Source organism: Qipengyuania marincola, assembly GCF_029688625.1.
Taxonomy (GTDB): Bacteria; Pseudomonadota; Alphaproteobacteria; order Sphingomonadales; family Sphingomonadaceae; genus Qipengyuania.
In genome coordinates this window covers 854,321-870,497 of the sequence record NZ_JARULC010000003.1, presented here as the reverse complement: position 1 = coordinate 870,497, position 16,177 = coordinate 854,321, and the positions used below count along the sequence as shown (strand labels likewise).

Genomic DNA, 16,177 nt, shown 5'->3' with positions numbered 1-16,177 from the left:
ATCGAGATATCATGAATGTAGAGCACATCCGCATTGTCAGGCAGTTCGCCTAGGAGTGTGTCCAGTGGCACCGGGTGCCCGCCATATCAACGCGGCAGAAGAATACAGGCACGCCTCGGGAGCCCTCGCGCTGCAATGTCGAAAGGCGATGACAAACCTGCTCGAAACTCGCCCGATAGAGCAGCGTCAATCTGTCCACGTCGTGGCGTTCGGCGCGGGCTGCCTGCCTGAAATGCTCGTATGGCAACACCCAACCGTGGCGTGTCCATGTCCTGACCGGGAAGACGAAAGCTGATCTTACGAAGGCGGTATTCGCACGCGCCGCCGAGTCTCCCATGGGCGAGGAGCCCGACGTGCCGATCTATCCCAGGTGAACCCTAGCGCACCCGTCGGTTCGAATGCGGAGAGCGCATGTACGAAGCGCTCGGAATATCGCGTGAAGACAAGCACGCGAGGATGATGCAGAGCGCGAAGAACCTGTCGTTCTTCGACGCCCCTGTGGGACTGATCGTGACTCTGGATCGCAGCCTGAGGAAGTTGCAAATCCTTGATTGCGGCATTTTCGTGCAGACCCTTATGCTGCTGGCACAGGAGCGCGGGCTGGCCACATGTCCCCAGGCGGCCTGGTCGATGTGGTCGGGCACGATCCGCAAGGTGCTCGATCTACCCGAAACCGAGATGGTGCTGATGGGCATGGCTCTCGGCTACCCCGATACCTCCGAGGTCGCGGCCGACATTCCCATGCCGCGTATTGCACCGGAAGAATTTGCGACCTTCCACGGCTTCGAGAACTGACGTGGGCTTTCAAGATATCGAAACAGCGCGCGATGGCCGGATCTTCACTGTCACGATAAATAAGCCGGAGAAGCACAACGCGGTGCCACCGCCAACCAACGCGGAGATGGCCGAAGCGTTCGACGAGTTCGCAAATGACGATAGCCTGTGGGTCGCGATCCTCACCGGGGCGGGCGACTAGGCCTTCTGTTCGGAAGGCGATATCGGGGTAATGGTCGATTCCGAGACCGAAGCCGACTACCCGGTCCCTGCATCGGGCTACGGCGGCCTGACCAACCGTCATGACTGTTTCAAACCGATCAACGCTGCTGTGAACGGTTTTGCCTTCGGAGGCGGCTTCGAAATGGTTCTGGCTGCCGACCTCGCAATCGCAGCCGAGGGCACGAAGTTCGGACTTCCGGAACCCAAGATCGGGACCGCGGCAGTCGCGGGCGGTATGCATCGCCTGGTAAGGCAATTGGGTTGGAAGCCGGCCATGAAATCCTGCTTACCTGCGACCCGATCGACGCTGAGAAGGCGCTGTCTCTTGGTCTCCTCAACAGCATCGTTCCCCGATCGGAAGTGCTCACCGAAGCGCGCAGGCTTGCCGACAAGATAGTGGCGTGCGCACCTCTCGCGATCCAGGGGACGAAGCAGTCGGCAATGCTTGGGCTTCAGCATCGCGGCAACGCGGCTGCGATGCAGGCTCAGACCGATGGCCAGTACGATATCCTGGAAGCCATGTTCAGAAGGAGTGACATCAAGGAGGGTCTGCGGGCATTCCTCGAGAAACGAAATCCAAACTTCGAAGGACGCTAAGCAGGCTGCTCCTCCATTTCGTTTCGATCTACCGGCCGTAAAGGAAAGGGTTATCTCATCTGTAGCGTTCGCTCAGCACGTACCGAACGACATCTTCCAGATCCTTCCGATTTCCGCTCGCCATCAGCGACATCGCGGACCTGCCTCGAAATAGCGGAGCTCGATTTGGCGCCCGCACCCAACATTTCGATTGATCATGGTTGAGCAGGATCACCAGCGAGGCGTATATTGAGAGGACACAGCCGATGCCTTCCAGCACGTCCTCAGGTAGCGAAACGTCATCGTCGGCTCGAGCACGTTCCATCCAATCCTGCAGGACATTTTCGTCGTCGACTCCAAGAAGCAAGCATTGCTCCGGAACGGTCATGTCCCAATGCGCTGCGATATTGCCGAAAGCATGAAGGCAAGCGCTATCTCGGTTCGAACATTCCGACCGAACGGTGCGCTTGCCCATCAGATGTGAACCCCGGCCTCAATCGCTCCGATCATATCGATCACGTACGCAAGGCCTTCGTCCGATTGCTCGGCACGTTCGAGAGGTGTTTGGCCCTCCAGCCACGGATGGATCTTGTGCATGAAGAGGATGGTGCTCAAAAGGTCGCCGGCGCATACGCGCGCCACATTGTGCGCAGGAGCGGGACACTTCGCTGCCGCACATATCACCCTAACGCCGGGGTGCACTGTTGGACGCACTTCTGATGCTGCCAGTGAAATCGCCCTCAAATGGAATGATGTTACTGATCGTCAGGGGGAAATCGTACCAGACTACGGTTTCCAACAAGGGGAGCGCGAGGTTGCCAGTACAGGCAGTGAGGTCGGTGAATTCACGGTAGCTCATTAGGTGTGAGGGCTACGGAACAGCATACCTCACACCCGCTTTCCGATCCGGCCCTCTCTCCTAGTTATGGGGATCTATCAGATTTCCCGCCGACCTGGTTCATGACTAGTAATTAGGACCTGGCGCGAAGCGGTACAGCCAACTTTGGTCAGGATTTGGTTAAGCAGAGATTCTACGCTCTTTCTTATGCATTCTGGGCATACATGCCTAAAATTCCTAAGACCGAAGAGGCCAACTCGATGATAGCTGTATTTTTGGCCAGTTAGCTGACGAGATAGGCGCGCCCAAGATAGGCTTACGGGGAGCGTTGTTCGCCCATCATCATCGACGAATGACGTAAAGCTGGCAGACCAATCCCAAAACCTGCCGTTCCGCAAACGGCCCAAAAGCTGCCGTCGTGAGGGAGTAGCGCTGGATGACTGGAATTGGGCCGAAAACCGACTGGCAGCTTTCAGTGGGAGATAACCGAAAAGCTGCCTATCAATTGGCCGAATGTTTCCAAATTTCACTAGTGAGCAGTCCACTTCCATTAGCATGTATGCGGGCCTGCAAGCACAATCGCCTGGCAGTACTACTCCCAGGAAATCACCCCATCTACTGAACGCCAACCCGCCGGTCGGATCATTTTCTCGTGGGCAATACGGACTGACCCTATCTCGGCTTCGATCTCGCGTCGCCAATGTGCAAGGAAATCGAACAGCACCGGAAAATCCGGTGCTGCGTCGTATTCCTGCCAGGCAAAGATCTGCACGAGCGAGGGGTGATCCGGCATGAAATAGCAGATTTCTGCCGTGGTGAGTCCGTACCCCTCCAGTTGAACTAGGAAAGCTCGATCAGTCATTGCAGCGTTGGCTGGCTGCCCGGGCCGTCCAGCGAGCGCAGCGCCGCGAAAACATCATCAACGGAAACCGGACTTTTGAGTTCGGGGGGCTGGCGCATCGCCGGCTGGTTTTCGACGGTATGCCGATCGGACGCCCAGGAAGCCAGGATGGCTCGCTTCACTTCGGGCTCAAGCGAGGGATGATGCGCTACATCGAATGGATGCAAATATCGTGCGAATGACCGTCAAGGCCAAGAGCCTTTTGCTGTTGGCTTACGATATAAAGCCATTTGTCATCAGAAAGCTGGCCATCTTCATGAGCTGCGGAAATCGAAAGATGGAGAAGCTTCCGCTTTGCACGGCTGTTCAACGATGCGGCGGCTTCCATTTCCTCGGCGGCATTTTCGACGGACGAGACCCCTTCGAAATGGAGGACCTGGTGGTCGCGATTCACGGTCAAGTAGTCGACAAGGCCCGCAAAGTTCGCGCCCCAGGAAGGTTTCGCTATCATGATCGCGCGATGTTCACAGCTTTGAGAAGCTGCTGATATGCAGCCGTCAGTTCATCAGCAGAGACCGGCTGCTCACTGTTGAGCTTTTTGGCGATCTGATTGACGTTGGTACCGAGTTTGGTGACTTGGTGTACCAGACCCCGCGAGATGATGATTTGGCGATCGGCGCGGACAACAAGTCGACGCAGTAGTTCGGACACCGAGCAGCCAGAATAGGCGGCAAGATTCTGGAGATATTCGAATTCTTGATCGCTCCACCTGGTAGTGCGAACGTGGTTACGGAAGCGAGTTTCGGATCCGGGTTGTCCAGGCATTTTCATTTCCTCTTGCTAAGCATTAGTGGTTCAGTGTGGGGGTCTGGGGGCAGGCGAAACTGCCACCAGCAAGGTCAGGCTACGCAGGCTGCGCGACAGAGTGGAACGACAGAGAGCAGCCTCCGCGACGTCGAAGGACGGGCGCGGTAGTCGTTGGCCAGCCCTTGCTCCCTTTTTCCTTATTCCGATTAGGGAACCCATTCTTGGAGCAGCCGACCGCGAATGCGGTCGCACTACTTCAGTATTCGATTGTATTGCTAAAGCGCGGCGCGCCTTTGGTCGTACTCTGCGGCGCAACTCTGGGTCCATTCGCGCAATGCCTGCGCGGCGTCTCCCGGCACCTTTCCAGACCGGATCTGCGACGCATGTTGGGCTGCATCGTTCACACAGAAGGCGAACTCGGTCTCGTTGAGAGCCCGCAGACTTTCACTCGCCGTTTCGTAACGTTCTGCGGACATGATCCAGCCAAAAACGAATGACAGCGCACAGACAATTACGATCATCACGAGGGTCCAGAAGACTTTCGTAGAGGCGCTGGGAGGAAGCTGTGCTTCGACGTGGCGCCAGACGCGATTGGCAGCATCCATGGCCCACTTCTCCCCGTCGATTTCGACCTTGCGGCGAACTTCGTTTGCAGCATCGTTCATCACGGTTTCGAGCTGCCGAATGTGGGCGGCACGCAAGACGAGTTCGGCCTTCATCCCGATATCATTCTTAAGTTCATCGGGAATCGTGATCGCCATTTTGTCGATCATTTCGAGATCACGCTTGTCAGGCGACCGACCGATCATTCGGACGAAGAGTTCTTTGATCGTAACCATCAACACATCTCCTGAATCAGGCGAATAAGCGAAGCCTGTTCGCGTTCGACGGCTGCCTTAAAAGAGAGGAAGGTGAACCAGTCACCACGCAGCCAATTGGCGGGTCGTTCCGAGGGAAAAGGCAACCGTTGGTTGGCAATCATGTCATGCGGACGTTCCGGCAGCTTCGGCAGAGCCACCTCCAGGCCTCCTTCCGCAACAAATTCAGCGCGTGTCCGGGAGTTCATCCAGATGTCGAAGCGACCAAGACTTTCATCGATATGCTTGTTCGTTACGAACGCTGTTCGTGATGCGGGCGCGATGGCCATCAGGTCGCGGAAAAGGCGAACCGAATCCTCACCTGGGGTTGCCACCCAGACATGTATTGTAGGCATTCCGAGGTCTTCGTTGGCGATAAGCCGCGCCGCTTCTTGGTGCAGCATGCAGCCTGCGCCTGCCGGAAGATCGACCACCACCGCATGATCTGCAGGAACATTGTCTAGGTGGTTGAACATGCTCGTCCAACCAGCTTCGCTGCGGGCATCGAAGCGGACCGTATTGAGTTGGCTACTGTAGTGGCGTTCGAGGTGAGCGTTGCGCTCGTCTCCATCGCAAAGCGCGAGCGGAATGCCGCGACTATGGAGCTGCCAAGCCAAGACCCTGGCTTGGAAGCTCTTTCCAACTCCGCCCTTATCGCCGCCAATCGCCACGAGAGGGCCCGCAGCGCATGTGCGCTGCGACTGAAACTGTTTGGTTGTCATATTGATTATCCCGGTAGTTGAGCCGGAAGCGGATCGATTGGGGAGCTATTGAGCGCGCTTGCGCCAATCCCCATCGATCACACTCCACACGCATTTCGCGTTTCGATTGATCTAGAGGTCGGCGATAGTCCCATTGGCCACCCGGCCAGACGACATCGGCGAATTCTGCAGCCTGCCGGACAGCAAGTCGGGACTACTCGAATGCTGGCCGGCTTCACTTTTCTTCGTGCGCCGACGTTTGCGAGGTGGAACTTTGATTTCCGATTTAGGCTCTTCGGCCTTCCGCTTTGCCCGTGCTTCCGTCAGGGCGGTCGCAAGCATATTCTTGCTGACCGCATATTGCTTCATCAGCTGTTCGGTTTCCGGCAGGGCATGCAACTGCGGCAGCTTCAGCTTCGCATGCTGATCGAGAACCGCTTCGACATACAGTCGCGCCGCGATTTTGCTTTCGTTCTGTTTGAGAAGCTTCTGATCGAGCTTCTCTGAAGCGGCCTTGGCCAGCTCAACGATATCTTTACTCACTTGTTTCAACTCCTGATTTGATCGGTTTTCGACCGACATCAGGTTTTCACCACAGATCGCAGTTCGATGGGCGGGGGGCACCCCACCCACCCTTCTTTGTCCTGCGCAAATCAGCGCCTTATCAAGCGCATTACAGACATCAGGAGCTTGAATTGAGTGCCTTTTTCTCCAAAATCGATGTCGGGTCAGATTTCAGTGAAGAGGGTATTCGCAAAGCGATTGACAGCAATATCGATACCATTCTTCGAAAGAACATGAGCCGCTTTCAATATGCTCACGCTACCCTTGCATTTGACATACCGCAGCGACTTCCATTGCTGCATTTAATGGATCATCGCATCCGGCTGCCACGCTTGCACGTTGGCGCTGAAGCTGCAGATCAAGTTCAAATCGATTCAGTTGTAGATCGGCTAAATCGGATGCTGTGTGTCCGCGCACATCCAGGTGCTCGTGAGCTCCTCGCAGATGCGCTCGATCTCGATCCCGTGCAGGACGCAAAAGATCTCGTTCGGATCATGAAGATAAGCCCGACGTCTTTCCATCTGCTGATCCGAGGGAGACTCGGCAAAGCGATCAAGGTTTCTAGAGGGCGAACGACAGCGAGAGAAACTCGCGAACTTATGCAATCATTGATCGCTCGACTTCTGGTTTACCATTGCGCGCACCAAGTGCAGATGATTGCTGCGCGCGGTAACGTCATAGACCGATTCCCAATCCGACTGACGATCTCTGAACGAGAGCAAATGCTCAGTGGGCTCTGCGCCGACGCCCATAAACTGCTCAGTGCACTTGAGTTGATCTCAAAGAAAGTGATGGGAGAATCGAAACAATGGCCACAGCGTGATTTCGTCAAGGACCTCAAGCCAAAGGCCGAAGAGATTGTGGCTGGACTTACCTTTTCAGAGGAGGAGCTGCTTGTCATCCTGCAGGGTGCTTGCGCTAGTCGTCGAAGTGCGCTCAAGCAGGCTCTCACATTTTTTGACTTCCTTCGAAACCAGCCAGCCGACTCGCTCCACAAGGGGATTTTCGGCATGACATCCTTCGAAACGCTCATCTTTGCGGTCACGCGCTTGGTGCAGCTGAAGGACAATGCGTCGACGATCGTAGGGAAGGGCGTTCTCGTGCGTCCTCGGATGATTCCATTCTCACCGGTAAACCTTCCGCGTGTAAACGATGCGGCAGTTTCAAAGGTCTTTCTTGTCTATCGTTCGATTTTGCTGCGCGATGATAAAGCTGAAGAGATCTTCAATGATACAAAACCCATAAACCTGCAGGACATCTGGTCCAACTGGCAAGCAAAAGGCGACGACTATGGAGTGGGTGCCTTCTCAGAGATTAGGCCCTGTTTCCATTTTCTGAATAGAGAGCAATTGAGTTCGCCCATGGCGGAACGGTTGGAAATTGGTCAGCAAGTCGATGTTTTACCGGAGTTTCTTCTACAGCAATGGGCATCAAAGAGAAGGGTTGGTGGGGTGCCCCATGCGCGGCTCGCCCTGGACATGGGTAGAAACGCCCATGCCCAAAAACAATCGCATCGACCGCCGAATGTCCGCCGAGCGTCTGGAAAACGATGAAGAGATACCACTGTGCCCGCTCGACAGCGGCACCCAACCGCCTTCTGTCGGCAACTACGCGCGTTTGGATCGGTTCATGCGTGTCGAAGAGGTTCTCTATGTGACGGGTATGAGCTGCTCCACCCTATACCGAAAAATCGGGAGGGGCACTTTCCCCCGCCAAGTTAATCTCGGCGTAAACATGGTTGCTTGGCGTGAGTCCCAAATCGCCGATTGGATGCAAAATCCAACCTAGCGAGACTTGGATAGTGGTCGCCTTGGCCCTTCAAGCAACTCGGTGCTGCTCATCTGCTCGTCCATGATCCAGTCGGCCCAGAGCTGCGCGATTTCGCGACGACGATCCATATATCCTGCTCTATTATATCGGCGTTCGGTTTCTGACATTCCGGCAGGCGTATGCGCGAGCATCAAGTCGACAATCAGACGCTCAAGTACGAGGCGCTGATCGGCTCCCACGTGTTGGCGCGCAAAATGCTCGTTCATGTTGGTCGAAAATGACGACCTCCAACCATGGCTGACGTGGCGGCCTTTGTAACCAAGGCGATGATACATATAGTTGACCGCATTCTCGCTCAAAGGACTAAACGAGGAGCGATTGCCCGGAAAAACCAGAGGTCCGCGACCAGTCAGTCGCCTAACCGTTTTAAGCACTTCGACGGACTGGCGAGCCAGCGGGACCTTGTGGTCGAAAGCGTCATCACCTTTCAATTCAAGTACCAGCTTCATGCGTCCTGCGGGAATGAGCCAATACGCATTCTCGTCAACTGCCCCAGCATCGGACCATTTTATGTCGTAGAATTCGGACCACGGCGCGGTTCGGATCATTCCCGGTCTCTGAGCCGTCAGGGCCATAAACCTTGACGCCAAGCGGGTGACTGGATTGGCGCCGGCACGGTCGACTGCAGCGATCAAGCCACGTATTTCGTCCAGATCGAGAAGTGCCGGCCACCGCTTGCCTCGGGGCACGGGCTTCAGGAGTTCGCCTATATCGGCAGGATTGTGTGTTACGACCTGCCTAAAGCGAGCAAACTTGAAAACACTCGCAATTCGTTGCCGGAGCCGGTGTGCGGTCTCGATCGCTCCCCTCGCTTCGACTGCCTGAAGAGTCGACAGAACTAGATGCTCATCGATGTCTGGCATGGCCAAGTCGCCCAAAACGGGAAAAAGATCCCGCTCCATACTGCTGATGACATCGTCGGCATGAACTTCCGTCCAGCGATCTTTCTGAACGCTGTGCCATTCGCGCGCCAACGCTTCAAACGTGTGCTCGTGACGCAGCGTATTAGTCAGTTTCGCGAGTTTGGCTTCGTAATTCGGATCCCGACCTTCTCGAAGAAGCCGTTTGGCGTCGTCGCGCATATTGCGCGCTTGGGCTAGTGACACTTCCGGGTATGGTCCGAAGACAAGTCGTCGTTCCTTGCCGCCGAATCTGTATTTGAAGCGCCACGATCGATGACCCGTTTTCGTAACGAAGAGATGCAGTCCACCGGAATCGGCCAGCTTATAATCTTTTTCGCGCGCCTTCGCTTTTCTGACTGCTGCGTCGGTCAGCATGCCCCCACCTCACTGATTTCGTGCCCCCAAACTGCCCCCACATCATCTGGCATTAGGTGGCATTGGGTGACAACGCTTAGGACACCGAACACCGCCAAATGCAAGCAATTACAGTCGAATAGATAAGGGGTGGGAACCCTTGAGAAAGGGAAGTGGCGGAGCAGGAGGGATTCGAACCCTCGATACGGGGTTACCGTATACACACTTTCCAGGCGTGCGCCTTCGACCACTCGGCCACTGCTCCGCATTCTCGTTTGCGCTGCCGCTTCGCTGCTTGAGCACGGGACCCCGCGATATGCGGTCCCGGCCCCGAGTTGCGCATCGCGCAGCAGGCCATCCAAGAACGCGCGCGTCTAGCGATGATGGGTGGTTATCGCAAGCCGGGATGGAAACCCGAAGATTGACGAGAGCGATTTCTGGTCTACCATTGGCGCGATAACGGTGCTGCGCGGATCAGGCATACCCTGCGAACATCGTTACGATGCCCCTCTCCGCCCACCAAAACGTGCGGGGAGGGGCTTTCGATTCCGGCAACATGGAAAATCGTGCGGGCTTGCCTTTCGGTGGCGGCGTGGCATCGTCGCACGTATGACCAAATCGCTGATTTCGCTCACCGCCGCCCTTGCGCTTGCTTTGCCCGCCTCTGCGCAGGAGCAGCCGAATCTGCAGTCGAGTAGCGAAGTTGTAACGCAGTCGAGCGAGCCAGCGCCTTCGCCGAACCAGATAGTAGCGGAGGCGGGTGGCAGCGAATGGATCGCGATTCCGGCGGAGGATCTGCTGGTCATGACCTTGGCTCCCGATGCCGAGGGCGATGCGCGCGAGGTGGTGATCCAGCTGATGCCAGCGCCTTTCTCGCAAGGCTGGGTGGAGAACATCCGGACGCTCGCCCGTGCGGGCTGGTACGACGGGATCAGTGTCAACCGCGTGCAGGACAATTACGTCGTCCAGTGGGGCGATCCGAATTACGACAATCCGGAGGCGAGTGGTGAGGCGAAGCCGCTCCCGCAGTCGCTCAACACGGTCCCGGAAACTGCCTACACCGTCGATGGCGACGCGATCGCCCTCTCGGTAAAGCTGGCGGACAGCGAGCGCGATCTCGCGCTGGAGCATGGAGACGCTCTGGCTGGCACAGACGAGACGACCGGCATAATCCTGGCAAACGGGCTGGTCGATTCCTATTCGCAGGCGGCTCTGTTCGGCAACGGTTGGCCGCTTTCAACCAACGCCGGCGATGCCGCGGAGGGTGAACCCGCGGCGGTCTGGCCGGTTCACTGCTACGGCATGGTGGGAGTCGGGCGCGGAATGTCGCCGGACACCGGATCGGGCGCAGAGCTGTATACCGTGATCGGCCATGCGCCGCGCCATCTCGACCGCAATATCGCGCTGGTCGGGCGGATCGTGGAAGGGATGGAGCATTTGTCCTCGCTGCCGCGTGGCACAGGCGACCTCGGCTTTTATACAACCGAGGAAGCGGACAAGCGCACGCCGATCCTCTCGATTCGCGTTGCCAGCGACCTGCCGGAAGCCGATCCGGCCTCAAGTAGCGAAGCGGTAGGCCAAGATACACGGCCCGCCTTCGAGTATCTGTCCACCGAGGGCGAGACCTTCGCACGCTATGCCGATGCCCGCGCCAATCGCCGCGATCCCTTCTTCATCGTGCCCGCCGGCGGAGCGGATATCTGCAATATCCCGGTGCCGGTGCGCCGCGTGGGCGGGTGAGCGAGACGCTCGCCTGCACCGCCGAGATCCGGCGCTGGGAAGGCGAGACAGCAGTCTATCACATGGTCACCATCGGCGGCGACATGGCCGAGGCGATCACCATGCACGAGCGACTGCACCGCCTCGAATTCGGCGGCAGGCGCGGTTTCGGATCGGTCAAGGTGATGGCAGCGATCGGCGGCACACGGTGGAAGACGTCGGTGTTTCCGTCGAAGACCGGCGAATGGTGGCTGCTGGTGGGAAAGAAGGTCCTGAAGGCCGAGGATCTGGTGGCGGGCGACACGGCCGAAGTCGCGCTGGAACTGCTGTGAGGCGCGGGCAGCATCATTCGAAGCTGGCATGGGCGGTCGGCGGAGGCTTGCTGGTCGCGGGCATTGCCGGGCTCGCGAGCGCCACGATGCCGCATGGCGAAACGTTATGGCACCTGATCGCTGCGCCGCAGGAAGACGGCCTGTGGCGCTTCGAGCGGATCGACGGGCGCGACGTGTCGAACGTCGGCTATTCGGTTCGCGTCCACTGGGGCGAAGTGTCCGGGTGGTACAATGGCTGCAATTATTGCGGGACCAGCGAGGATGGCATGACGATCTGCACCTTGCAGGCGTGTGTCGAGCAGCCCTACGACCGGCTCTATTTCCGCTTTTCCCGCGGAAGCCCGCAAATGCGCGTCGACGGCGACCGAATGATTTTGACCTTACCCGGCCATCGTGCGGAATTGGTCCGCTTCACCGAACGCGTAACCTAGACCCGCTGCATCAACTCGATGCGATTGCCGAAGGGGTCGGCGATATCGCCGCGGATGAAGCCGTCGAGTTTCTTGCCTTGCTTGAACGGAATGCCCGCCAATTCCAGCCGCGCGATGAGGGCGCGCAAATCCTTTACCAGCAATGCCGGATGCGCGCGGCGGGCGGGCAGGAAGCCCTCTTCCACCCCGCAATGGATCGCAACGCCGCCGCCTTCGAACCAGCAGCCGCCGTTGACCGCGAGGTGCGCGGGCTTGGCGATCTCGTCCAGCTCCATGATCTCCCCCCAGAACATGCGGGCATGGGGCTCGCCGCCATGGGGCATGGCGAGCTGGATGTGGTCGATCCCGGCGAGCTGCGTCATACGCGTTCCGCCTGCGCCACGGCATCGCTCGCGCGCAAGGCGCTGAGGATGCGCGTCAGGTGGGCAAGGTCCTGCACCTCGAGATCGATCTCATATGTGGTGAAGGGATGGTCGAGCTGCGTCTGTTCGAGGCTCTTCACGTTCACATGGTTCTGCGCGAAAATGCCCGCCATCTCGGCCAGCGTGCCCGGGCGGTCGTACAAAGTCACGCGCATGCGCCCGACCGCGCCCTTCGACCGCTTGTTCCAGGACAGGTCGAGCCAGTCGGTATCGATCCCGCTGGCAAGCTGCGCGCAGTCGATCGCGTGGACCTCCACGCCTTCGCCCGGTTTGCGGATGCCCACGATGCGGTCGCCCGGCACGGGGTGGCAGCATTCGGCCAGCTGGAAGCCGACCCCGGGGGTCAGGCCGCGGATCGACAGCGCCTTGCTGCGCGTCCAGTCCGGATCCTCTTCCATGTCGGCGGTGCAGCCTGGGACGAGCGCCTCCATGACCGCCCGATCCTCGATCTTCGCCGCACCGATGGCGTAATAAAGGTCTTCCTCCTCTTCCATCTCCAGCCGTTTCAGCGCCTCGCGGGTGGCCTTCTTGCCGACCTTCGCGGGGACGCGCAGCGCAATCTCGTCGAATAGCTTCTTGCCGATCTCGGCGACTTCGGCGCGTTCCTTCAGACGGACGGCACGCCGGATGGCGGCGCGAGCCTTTCCGGTAACGACGAAGCCCAGCCAACTCATCTGCGGGTCGGCCTGGTCGCTCTTTATGATCTCGACCACGTCGCCATTGTTGAGCTGCGTGCGCAGCGGCATGTGCCGCCCGTTGATCTTCGCGCCGACGGTCTGCGCGCCGAGATCGGTGTGCACGGCAAAGGCGAAATCGACCGGGGTCGAGCCCTTGGGCAGCTGGAACAGCGCGCCCTTGGGCGTGAAGGCGAAGATACGATCCTGGTAGATCGCCATGCGCGTGTGCTCGAGCAGTTCTTCGGCATCGTGGCTGGCGTCGACGATCTCGATCAGATCGCGCAGCCAGCCGACCTGCCCGTCGGGCCGCTCGCCCTGCTTGTAGGCCCAGTGCGCGGCATAGCCGAACTCGTTGAGCTTGTGCATCTCGCGCGTGCGGATCTGCACCTCGACGCGCATCGACTTGCCGTAGATCAGCGAGGTGTGGAGGCTGCGATAGCCGTTGGTCTTGGGCGTGGAGATATAGTCCTTGAACTTGCCTGGCAGGAACTGCCAAGTCGTATGCAGGACGCCCAGCGCGCGGTAGCAATCGGCGACATCCTCGCAGATGACGCGGAACGCCATGATGTCGGTCACCTGCTCGAAACTGACGTGGCGCTCGGCCATCTTGCGCCAGATCGAATAGGGATGCTTCTCGCGGCCTGAGACCTCGGTGACGATGCCCGCTTCCGACAAGGCGTGCTTCATGTCGAGCGCGATGGCATCGACCTGGCCGCCGTCCTCGCTTCGGATTTGCTCAAGCCGCTTCGTAATCGTCGCGAACGCCTCGGGCTCGAGTTGTTCGAAAGCGAGCATCTGCATCTCGCGCATGTATTCGTACATGCCGACACGCTCGGCTAGCGGGGCATAGATGTCCATCGTCTCGCGGGCGATGCGCTGGCGCTTTTCCGGGTTCTTGATGAAGTGCAGCGTGCGCATGTTGTGCAGCCGATCGCCGAGCTTCACCAGCAACACCCGGATGTCCTCGCTCATCGCGAGCAGGAACTTGCGCAGGTTTTCTGCCGCGCGCTCGTTCTCCGGCATCTGCTCGATCTTGGACAGCTTGGTCACCCCGTCGACCAGCCGCGCGACATCGCCGCCGAAATTGGCCTCGATATCGTCGATCGTCGCCAGCGTGTCCTCCACCGTGTCGTGGAGCAGCGCAGTCATGATCGTTTCCTGGTCGAGCTTCAGGTCGGTCATCAGGCCGGCAACTTCGACCGGATGGCTGAAATAGGGATCCCCGCTGGCACGCGTCTGCGTGCCGTGCTTCTGCACGGTATAGACATATGCGCGATTGAGCAGCGCCTCGTCGGCGTCGGGGTCGTATTCCTGGACCCGTTCAACAAGTTCGTACTGGCGGAGCATTGTCAGGAGAAGATGGGCGATTTGTTGCCGCTATTGCAACGCAAAAAAGCTGCGCGGTGTGATCGCTTTACTCGGCCCTCGCGTGAGATACCGTCGCGGCGAGATAGTCGAAAGTGAAGACCCGGTTGCCGCAGCGCCGCCGGCGGATATGGTCTGGTAAGACGCTGGCCGATAGACCGGCGTCTTGTGCCGCGCGTTCGACCACGCGCTCGATGAAGCTGCCCTGAGGCCAGCAAGCGGCATAGCGGGTCGTGCCGTGCTTCCAGCAGGCGACACGGCCATCGGTTCCGGTCATGTCGGGAATTGCATCGCCTTCGTAATGGTCGAACCAGCCGGTGGCGCGCCAGCCGTCTCCCTTAATCGCCAGCCCGTCGCGCCAGCTTTCGGACAGGACTATGCGGCCGCCCATCAGCGCTTCGAGTTTGCCTGGGGGCAGGGTTGCGGGGATCGCGAAATTCTCTTCGCGCGAACCGGTGCGAGGCCCGATGACGATCCCCCCTTTGAAAGCGTCGAGATTGGCGGCAAGCGGCTCGGAGACGATCGGCAGGCAGGGCAGCACGACTAGGGCATAGCCATTCAGCGGTTCATCGGGATGGACGATATCGACATTCAGGCCAAGCCGCCTGAGCGCCGAGTAGCAGTGGAACGCGGCCCAAAGTGCCGACTTGCCTTCGCCCTGCGGCTGGATCTGCGTCATCCACTCGGCCTGATAGTCGAACACCAGCACCGCCTGCTTCTCCGCCTCGTCGGCCGCGCCAAGATCCGCGAGGTTGTCTGCCGTAGAACGGACCTCTGCCAGCGCGGGAGCTGGCGAGGCATCCGGGCGTAAAAGGCCCGCGTGCATCTGCTCCTGCGCCTTGGGAAACTGACGCCACCGAAAGTAGCTGACCAGCTCTGCACCATGGGCATAGGCTTCGAGCGTCCAGAGGCGCACCATGCCAGGCAATGGCGCCGGATTGTGCCGTGCCCAGTTCACCGGGCCGGGCTGCTGTTCGAGGACCGACCAGCGACCGTCTTTCGCGCATCCGCGATAAAGATCGTGATGAAACGCTGCGATGTCGGGATGGCCGCAGTGCGCGAAGCGGGTCTTGTCTTCCTCCGAAAAGCGGAACATTTCGAGGAAGCCGAGCGGGTAGCTGTCCCAGCCCAGCACATCGAGATCGGCGGCGAGATCGTGATGGTCGTAGCCGGTGTAAAAGCCCATCGCGTTGTGCGTGATGTCTCGGCCCGGCGAGAGCTCGCGCAGGATCTCGACCTGCACTCGATTAAATCGCACGACTTGATCTGACGAGAACCGCCGGAAGGCGAGCCAGTGCGCCGGATTGGCTTCGGTGACGGCCAGGTTCGGCAGCTCGACCTCGTCGAAGCTGCGATATTCCATGGACCAGAAGACGTTGCCCCAGGCCTCGTTCAGCGCGTCAACGCACTCGTAGCGCTCCGCCAGCCAGACCCGGAACGCATCGCGCGCGGCAGGCGAGAAGCTTTGCACCGTGTCGTGACAGCCATATTCATTGTCGGTCTGCCACGCGGTCACGGCGGGATGCTGCCCGTACCGCTCCGCGACCGCGCGGGTGATCCGCGCCGCCTCGTCGCGATAGCCGTCATGGCTGAAGCAATAGTGCCGCCGCGATCCGAACCCGCGCGGCTTCCCCTCGCGGTCGAGCGCGACCATGTCGGGCATGCGATCGACCAGCCACTTCGGCGGCGTTGCGGTCGGCGTGCCCATGATGATGCGCAAGCCCTCTGCGTGGAGCACATCGACGGCGCGGTCGAGCCAGTCCCACTCGAACCGGCCCGGCTCGGGCTCGATCCGGCTCCATGCGAATTCGCCGATGCGGACGACCGACAGGCCGGACTCGCGCATCAGCCGCGCATCCTCGGCCCAGCGGTCTTCGGGCCAGTGTTCGGGATAGTAGCAGACGCCCAGCTTCATGCGCTTGCGTCTAAAGCCGAATATGCGATGGAGGCCAGCGGGAAAAGGAG

Annotated in this window: 19 protein-coding genes, 1 tRNA gene and 2 pseudogenes; 7 read left to right on the top strand and 15 right to left on the bottom strand. The window is 59.2% G+C overall.

Annotation, left to right across the window (positions count from 1 at the left end):
* Nucleotides 1-76 precede the first annotated feature (76 nt).
* Nucleotides 77-250, bottom strand: a pseudogene (locus tag P8Q88_RS14165) (ImmA/IrrE family metallo-endopeptidase); the annotation flags it as partial.
* 161 nt (nt 251-411) lie between these two features.
* Here P8Q88_RS14165 and P8Q88_RS14160 point away from each other — a divergent pair.
* Together P8Q88_RS14160 and P8Q88_RS15095 are read left to right on the top strand one after the other, a co-directional pair.
* A complete protein-coding gene (locus P8Q88_RS14160; protein ID WP_278324472.1) occupies nt 412-795 on the top strand; it encodes a nitroreductase in 384 nt (127 codons plus the stop codon).
* Between the two features lies 1 nt (nt 796).
* A pseudogene (locus tag P8Q88_RS15095) lies at nt 797-1,593 on the top strand (enoyl-CoA hydratase-related protein).
* Nucleotides 1,594-1,648: 55 nt separating this feature from the next.
* Here P8Q88_RS15095 and P8Q88_RS14145 read toward each other — a convergent pair.
* From P8Q88_RS14145 to P8Q88_RS14105, 9 genes are all read right to left on the bottom strand, one after another.
* On the bottom strand, nt 1,649-2,047 hold the full coding sequence (locus tag P8Q88_RS14145; protein ID WP_278324470.1) for an antitoxin Xre/MbcA/ParS toxin-binding domain-containing protein: 399 nt from the start codon (nt 2,045-2,047) through the stop codon (nt 1,649-1,651).
* Nucleotides 2,047-2,187, bottom strand: coding sequence for an MbcA/ParS/Xre antitoxin family protein (locus P8Q88_RS14140; protein WP_278324469.1), 141 nt, complete (start codon nt 2,185-2,187; stop codon nt 2,047-2,049). The genes P8Q88_RS14145 and P8Q88_RS14140 overlap by 1 nt, the downstream gene beginning before the upstream one ends.
* Nucleotides 2,188-3,002: 815 nt before the next feature.
* Complete coding sequence (locus P8Q88_RS14135) at nt 3,003-3,272, bottom strand: usg protein (protein ID WP_278324468.1); 270 nt, start codon at nt 3,270-3,272, stop codon at nt 3,003-3,005.
* Nucleotides 3,269-3,478: a hypothetical protein gene (locus tag P8Q88_RS14130; RefSeq protein WP_278324467.1), complete on the bottom strand. Its 210-nt coding sequence runs from the start codon at nt 3,476-3,478 to the stop codon at nt 3,269-3,271. Before P8Q88_RS14130 ends, P8Q88_RS14135 begins: the two co-directional genes overlap by 4 nt.
* Nucleotides 3,460-3,762, bottom strand: a complete 303-nt coding sequence (locus P8Q88_RS14125) for a relaxase/mobilization nuclease domain-containing protein (protein WP_278324466.1) — start codon at nt 3,760-3,762, stop codon at nt 3,460-3,462. The genes P8Q88_RS14130 and P8Q88_RS14125 overlap by 19 nt, the downstream gene beginning before the upstream one ends.
* Entirely contained in the window at nt 3,759-4,076 is a 318-nt protein-coding gene (locus tag P8Q88_RS14120; protein ID WP_278324465.1) for a plasmid mobilization protein, read from the bottom strand. Before P8Q88_RS14120 ends, P8Q88_RS14125 begins: the two co-directional genes overlap by 4 nt.
* Nucleotides 4,077-4,333: 257 nt before the next feature.
* Entirely contained in the window at nt 4,334-4,900 is a 567-nt protein-coding gene (locus P8Q88_RS14115) for a hypothetical protein (RefSeq protein ID WP_278324464.1), read from the bottom strand.
* On the bottom strand, nt 4,897-5,637 hold the full coding sequence (locus tag P8Q88_RS14110) for a P-loop NTPase family protein (protein ID WP_278324463.1): 741 nt from the start codon (nt 5,635-5,637) through the stop codon (nt 4,897-4,899). The genes P8Q88_RS14115 and P8Q88_RS14110 overlap by 4 nt, the downstream gene beginning before the upstream one ends.
* A 111-nt stretch (nt 5,638-5,748) precedes the next feature.
* Nucleotides 5,749-6,198: a hypothetical protein gene (locus P8Q88_RS14105; protein WP_278324462.1), complete on the bottom strand. Its 450-nt coding sequence runs from the start codon at nt 6,196-6,198 to the stop codon at nt 5,749-5,751.
* Between the two features lie 113 nt (nt 6,199-6,311).
* Between P8Q88_RS14105 and P8Q88_RS14100 the strand changes: the two genes are divergently transcribed.
* Nucleotides 6,312-7,733, top strand: coding sequence for a hypothetical protein (locus P8Q88_RS14100; protein WP_278324461.1), 1,422 nt, complete (start codon nt 6,312-6,314; stop codon nt 7,731-7,733).
* On the top strand, nt 7,639-7,968 hold the full coding sequence (locus tag P8Q88_RS15035; protein ID WP_347569018.1) for a helix-turn-helix transcriptional regulator: 330 nt from the start codon (nt 7,639-7,641) through the stop codon (nt 7,966-7,968). Before P8Q88_RS14100 ends, P8Q88_RS15035 begins: the two co-directional genes overlap by 95 nt.
* Here the strand turns inward: P8Q88_RS15035 and P8Q88_RS14090 are convergent.
* Both P8Q88_RS14090 and P8Q88_RS14085 read right to left on the bottom strand, forming a co-directional pair.
* Nucleotides 7,965-9,287 (bottom strand): tyrosine-type recombinase/integrase, encoded by a 1,323-nt coding sequence (locus tag P8Q88_RS14090; RefSeq protein WP_278324460.1) that lies wholly within the window; start codon nt 9,285-9,287, stop codon nt 7,965-7,967. The two genes, P8Q88_RS15035 and P8Q88_RS14090, sit on opposite strands and share 4 nt — an antisense overlap.
* 153 nt (nt 9,288-9,440) lie before the next feature.
* Nucleotides 9,441-9,531: transfer RNA gene (locus P8Q88_RS14085), tRNA-Ser, on the bottom strand.
* A gap of 344 nt (nt 9,532-9,875) precedes the next feature.
* Between P8Q88_RS14085 and P8Q88_RS14080 the strand changes: the two genes are divergently transcribed.
* From P8Q88_RS14080 to P8Q88_RS14070, 3 genes are read left to right on the top strand one after another with little or no spacing between them, the layout of a single operon-like run.
* Nucleotides 9,876-11,006: a peptidylprolyl isomerase gene (locus P8Q88_RS14080; RefSeq protein WP_278324459.1), complete on the top strand. Its 1,131-nt coding sequence runs from the start codon at nt 9,876-9,878 to the stop codon at nt 11,004-11,006.
* Complete coding sequence (locus P8Q88_RS14075; RefSeq protein ID WP_278324458.1) at nt 11,003-11,317, top strand: DUF1905 domain-containing protein; 315 nt, start codon at nt 11,003-11,005, stop codon at nt 11,315-11,317. Before P8Q88_RS14080 ends, P8Q88_RS14075 begins: the two co-directional genes overlap by 4 nt.
* Entirely contained in the window at nt 11,314-11,748 is a 435-nt protein-coding gene (locus P8Q88_RS14070) for a hypothetical protein (protein ID WP_278324457.1), read from the top strand. Before P8Q88_RS14075 ends, P8Q88_RS14070 begins: the two co-directional genes overlap by 4 nt.
* Here the strand turns inward: P8Q88_RS14070 and P8Q88_RS14065 are convergent.
* The 3 genes from P8Q88_RS14065 to P8Q88_RS14055 all read right to left on the bottom strand — a co-directional run bounded on the left by P8Q88_RS14065 (nt 11,745) and on the right by P8Q88_RS14055 (nt 16,127).
* The gene (locus tag P8Q88_RS14065; protein WP_278324456.1) at nt 11,745-12,110 is read right to left on the bottom strand and encodes a VOC family protein; all 366 of its coding nucleotides are present in this window, start codon (nt 12,108-12,110) and stop codon (nt 11,745-11,747) included. The two genes, P8Q88_RS14070 and P8Q88_RS14065, sit on opposite strands and share 4 nt — an antisense overlap.
* Nucleotides 12,107-14,194: a RelA/SpoT family protein gene (locus P8Q88_RS14060; protein WP_278324455.1), complete on the bottom strand. Its 2,088-nt coding sequence runs from the start codon at nt 14,192-14,194 to the stop codon at nt 12,107-12,109. Before P8Q88_RS14060 ends, P8Q88_RS14065 begins: the two co-directional genes overlap by 4 nt.
* 67 nt (nt 14,195-14,261) lie before the next feature.
* Nucleotides 14,262-16,127: a beta-galactosidase gene (locus P8Q88_RS14055; protein WP_278324454.1), complete on the bottom strand. Its 1,866-nt coding sequence runs from the start codon at nt 16,125-16,127 to the stop codon at nt 14,262-14,264.
* Nucleotides 16,128-16,177 lie beyond the last annotated feature (50 nt).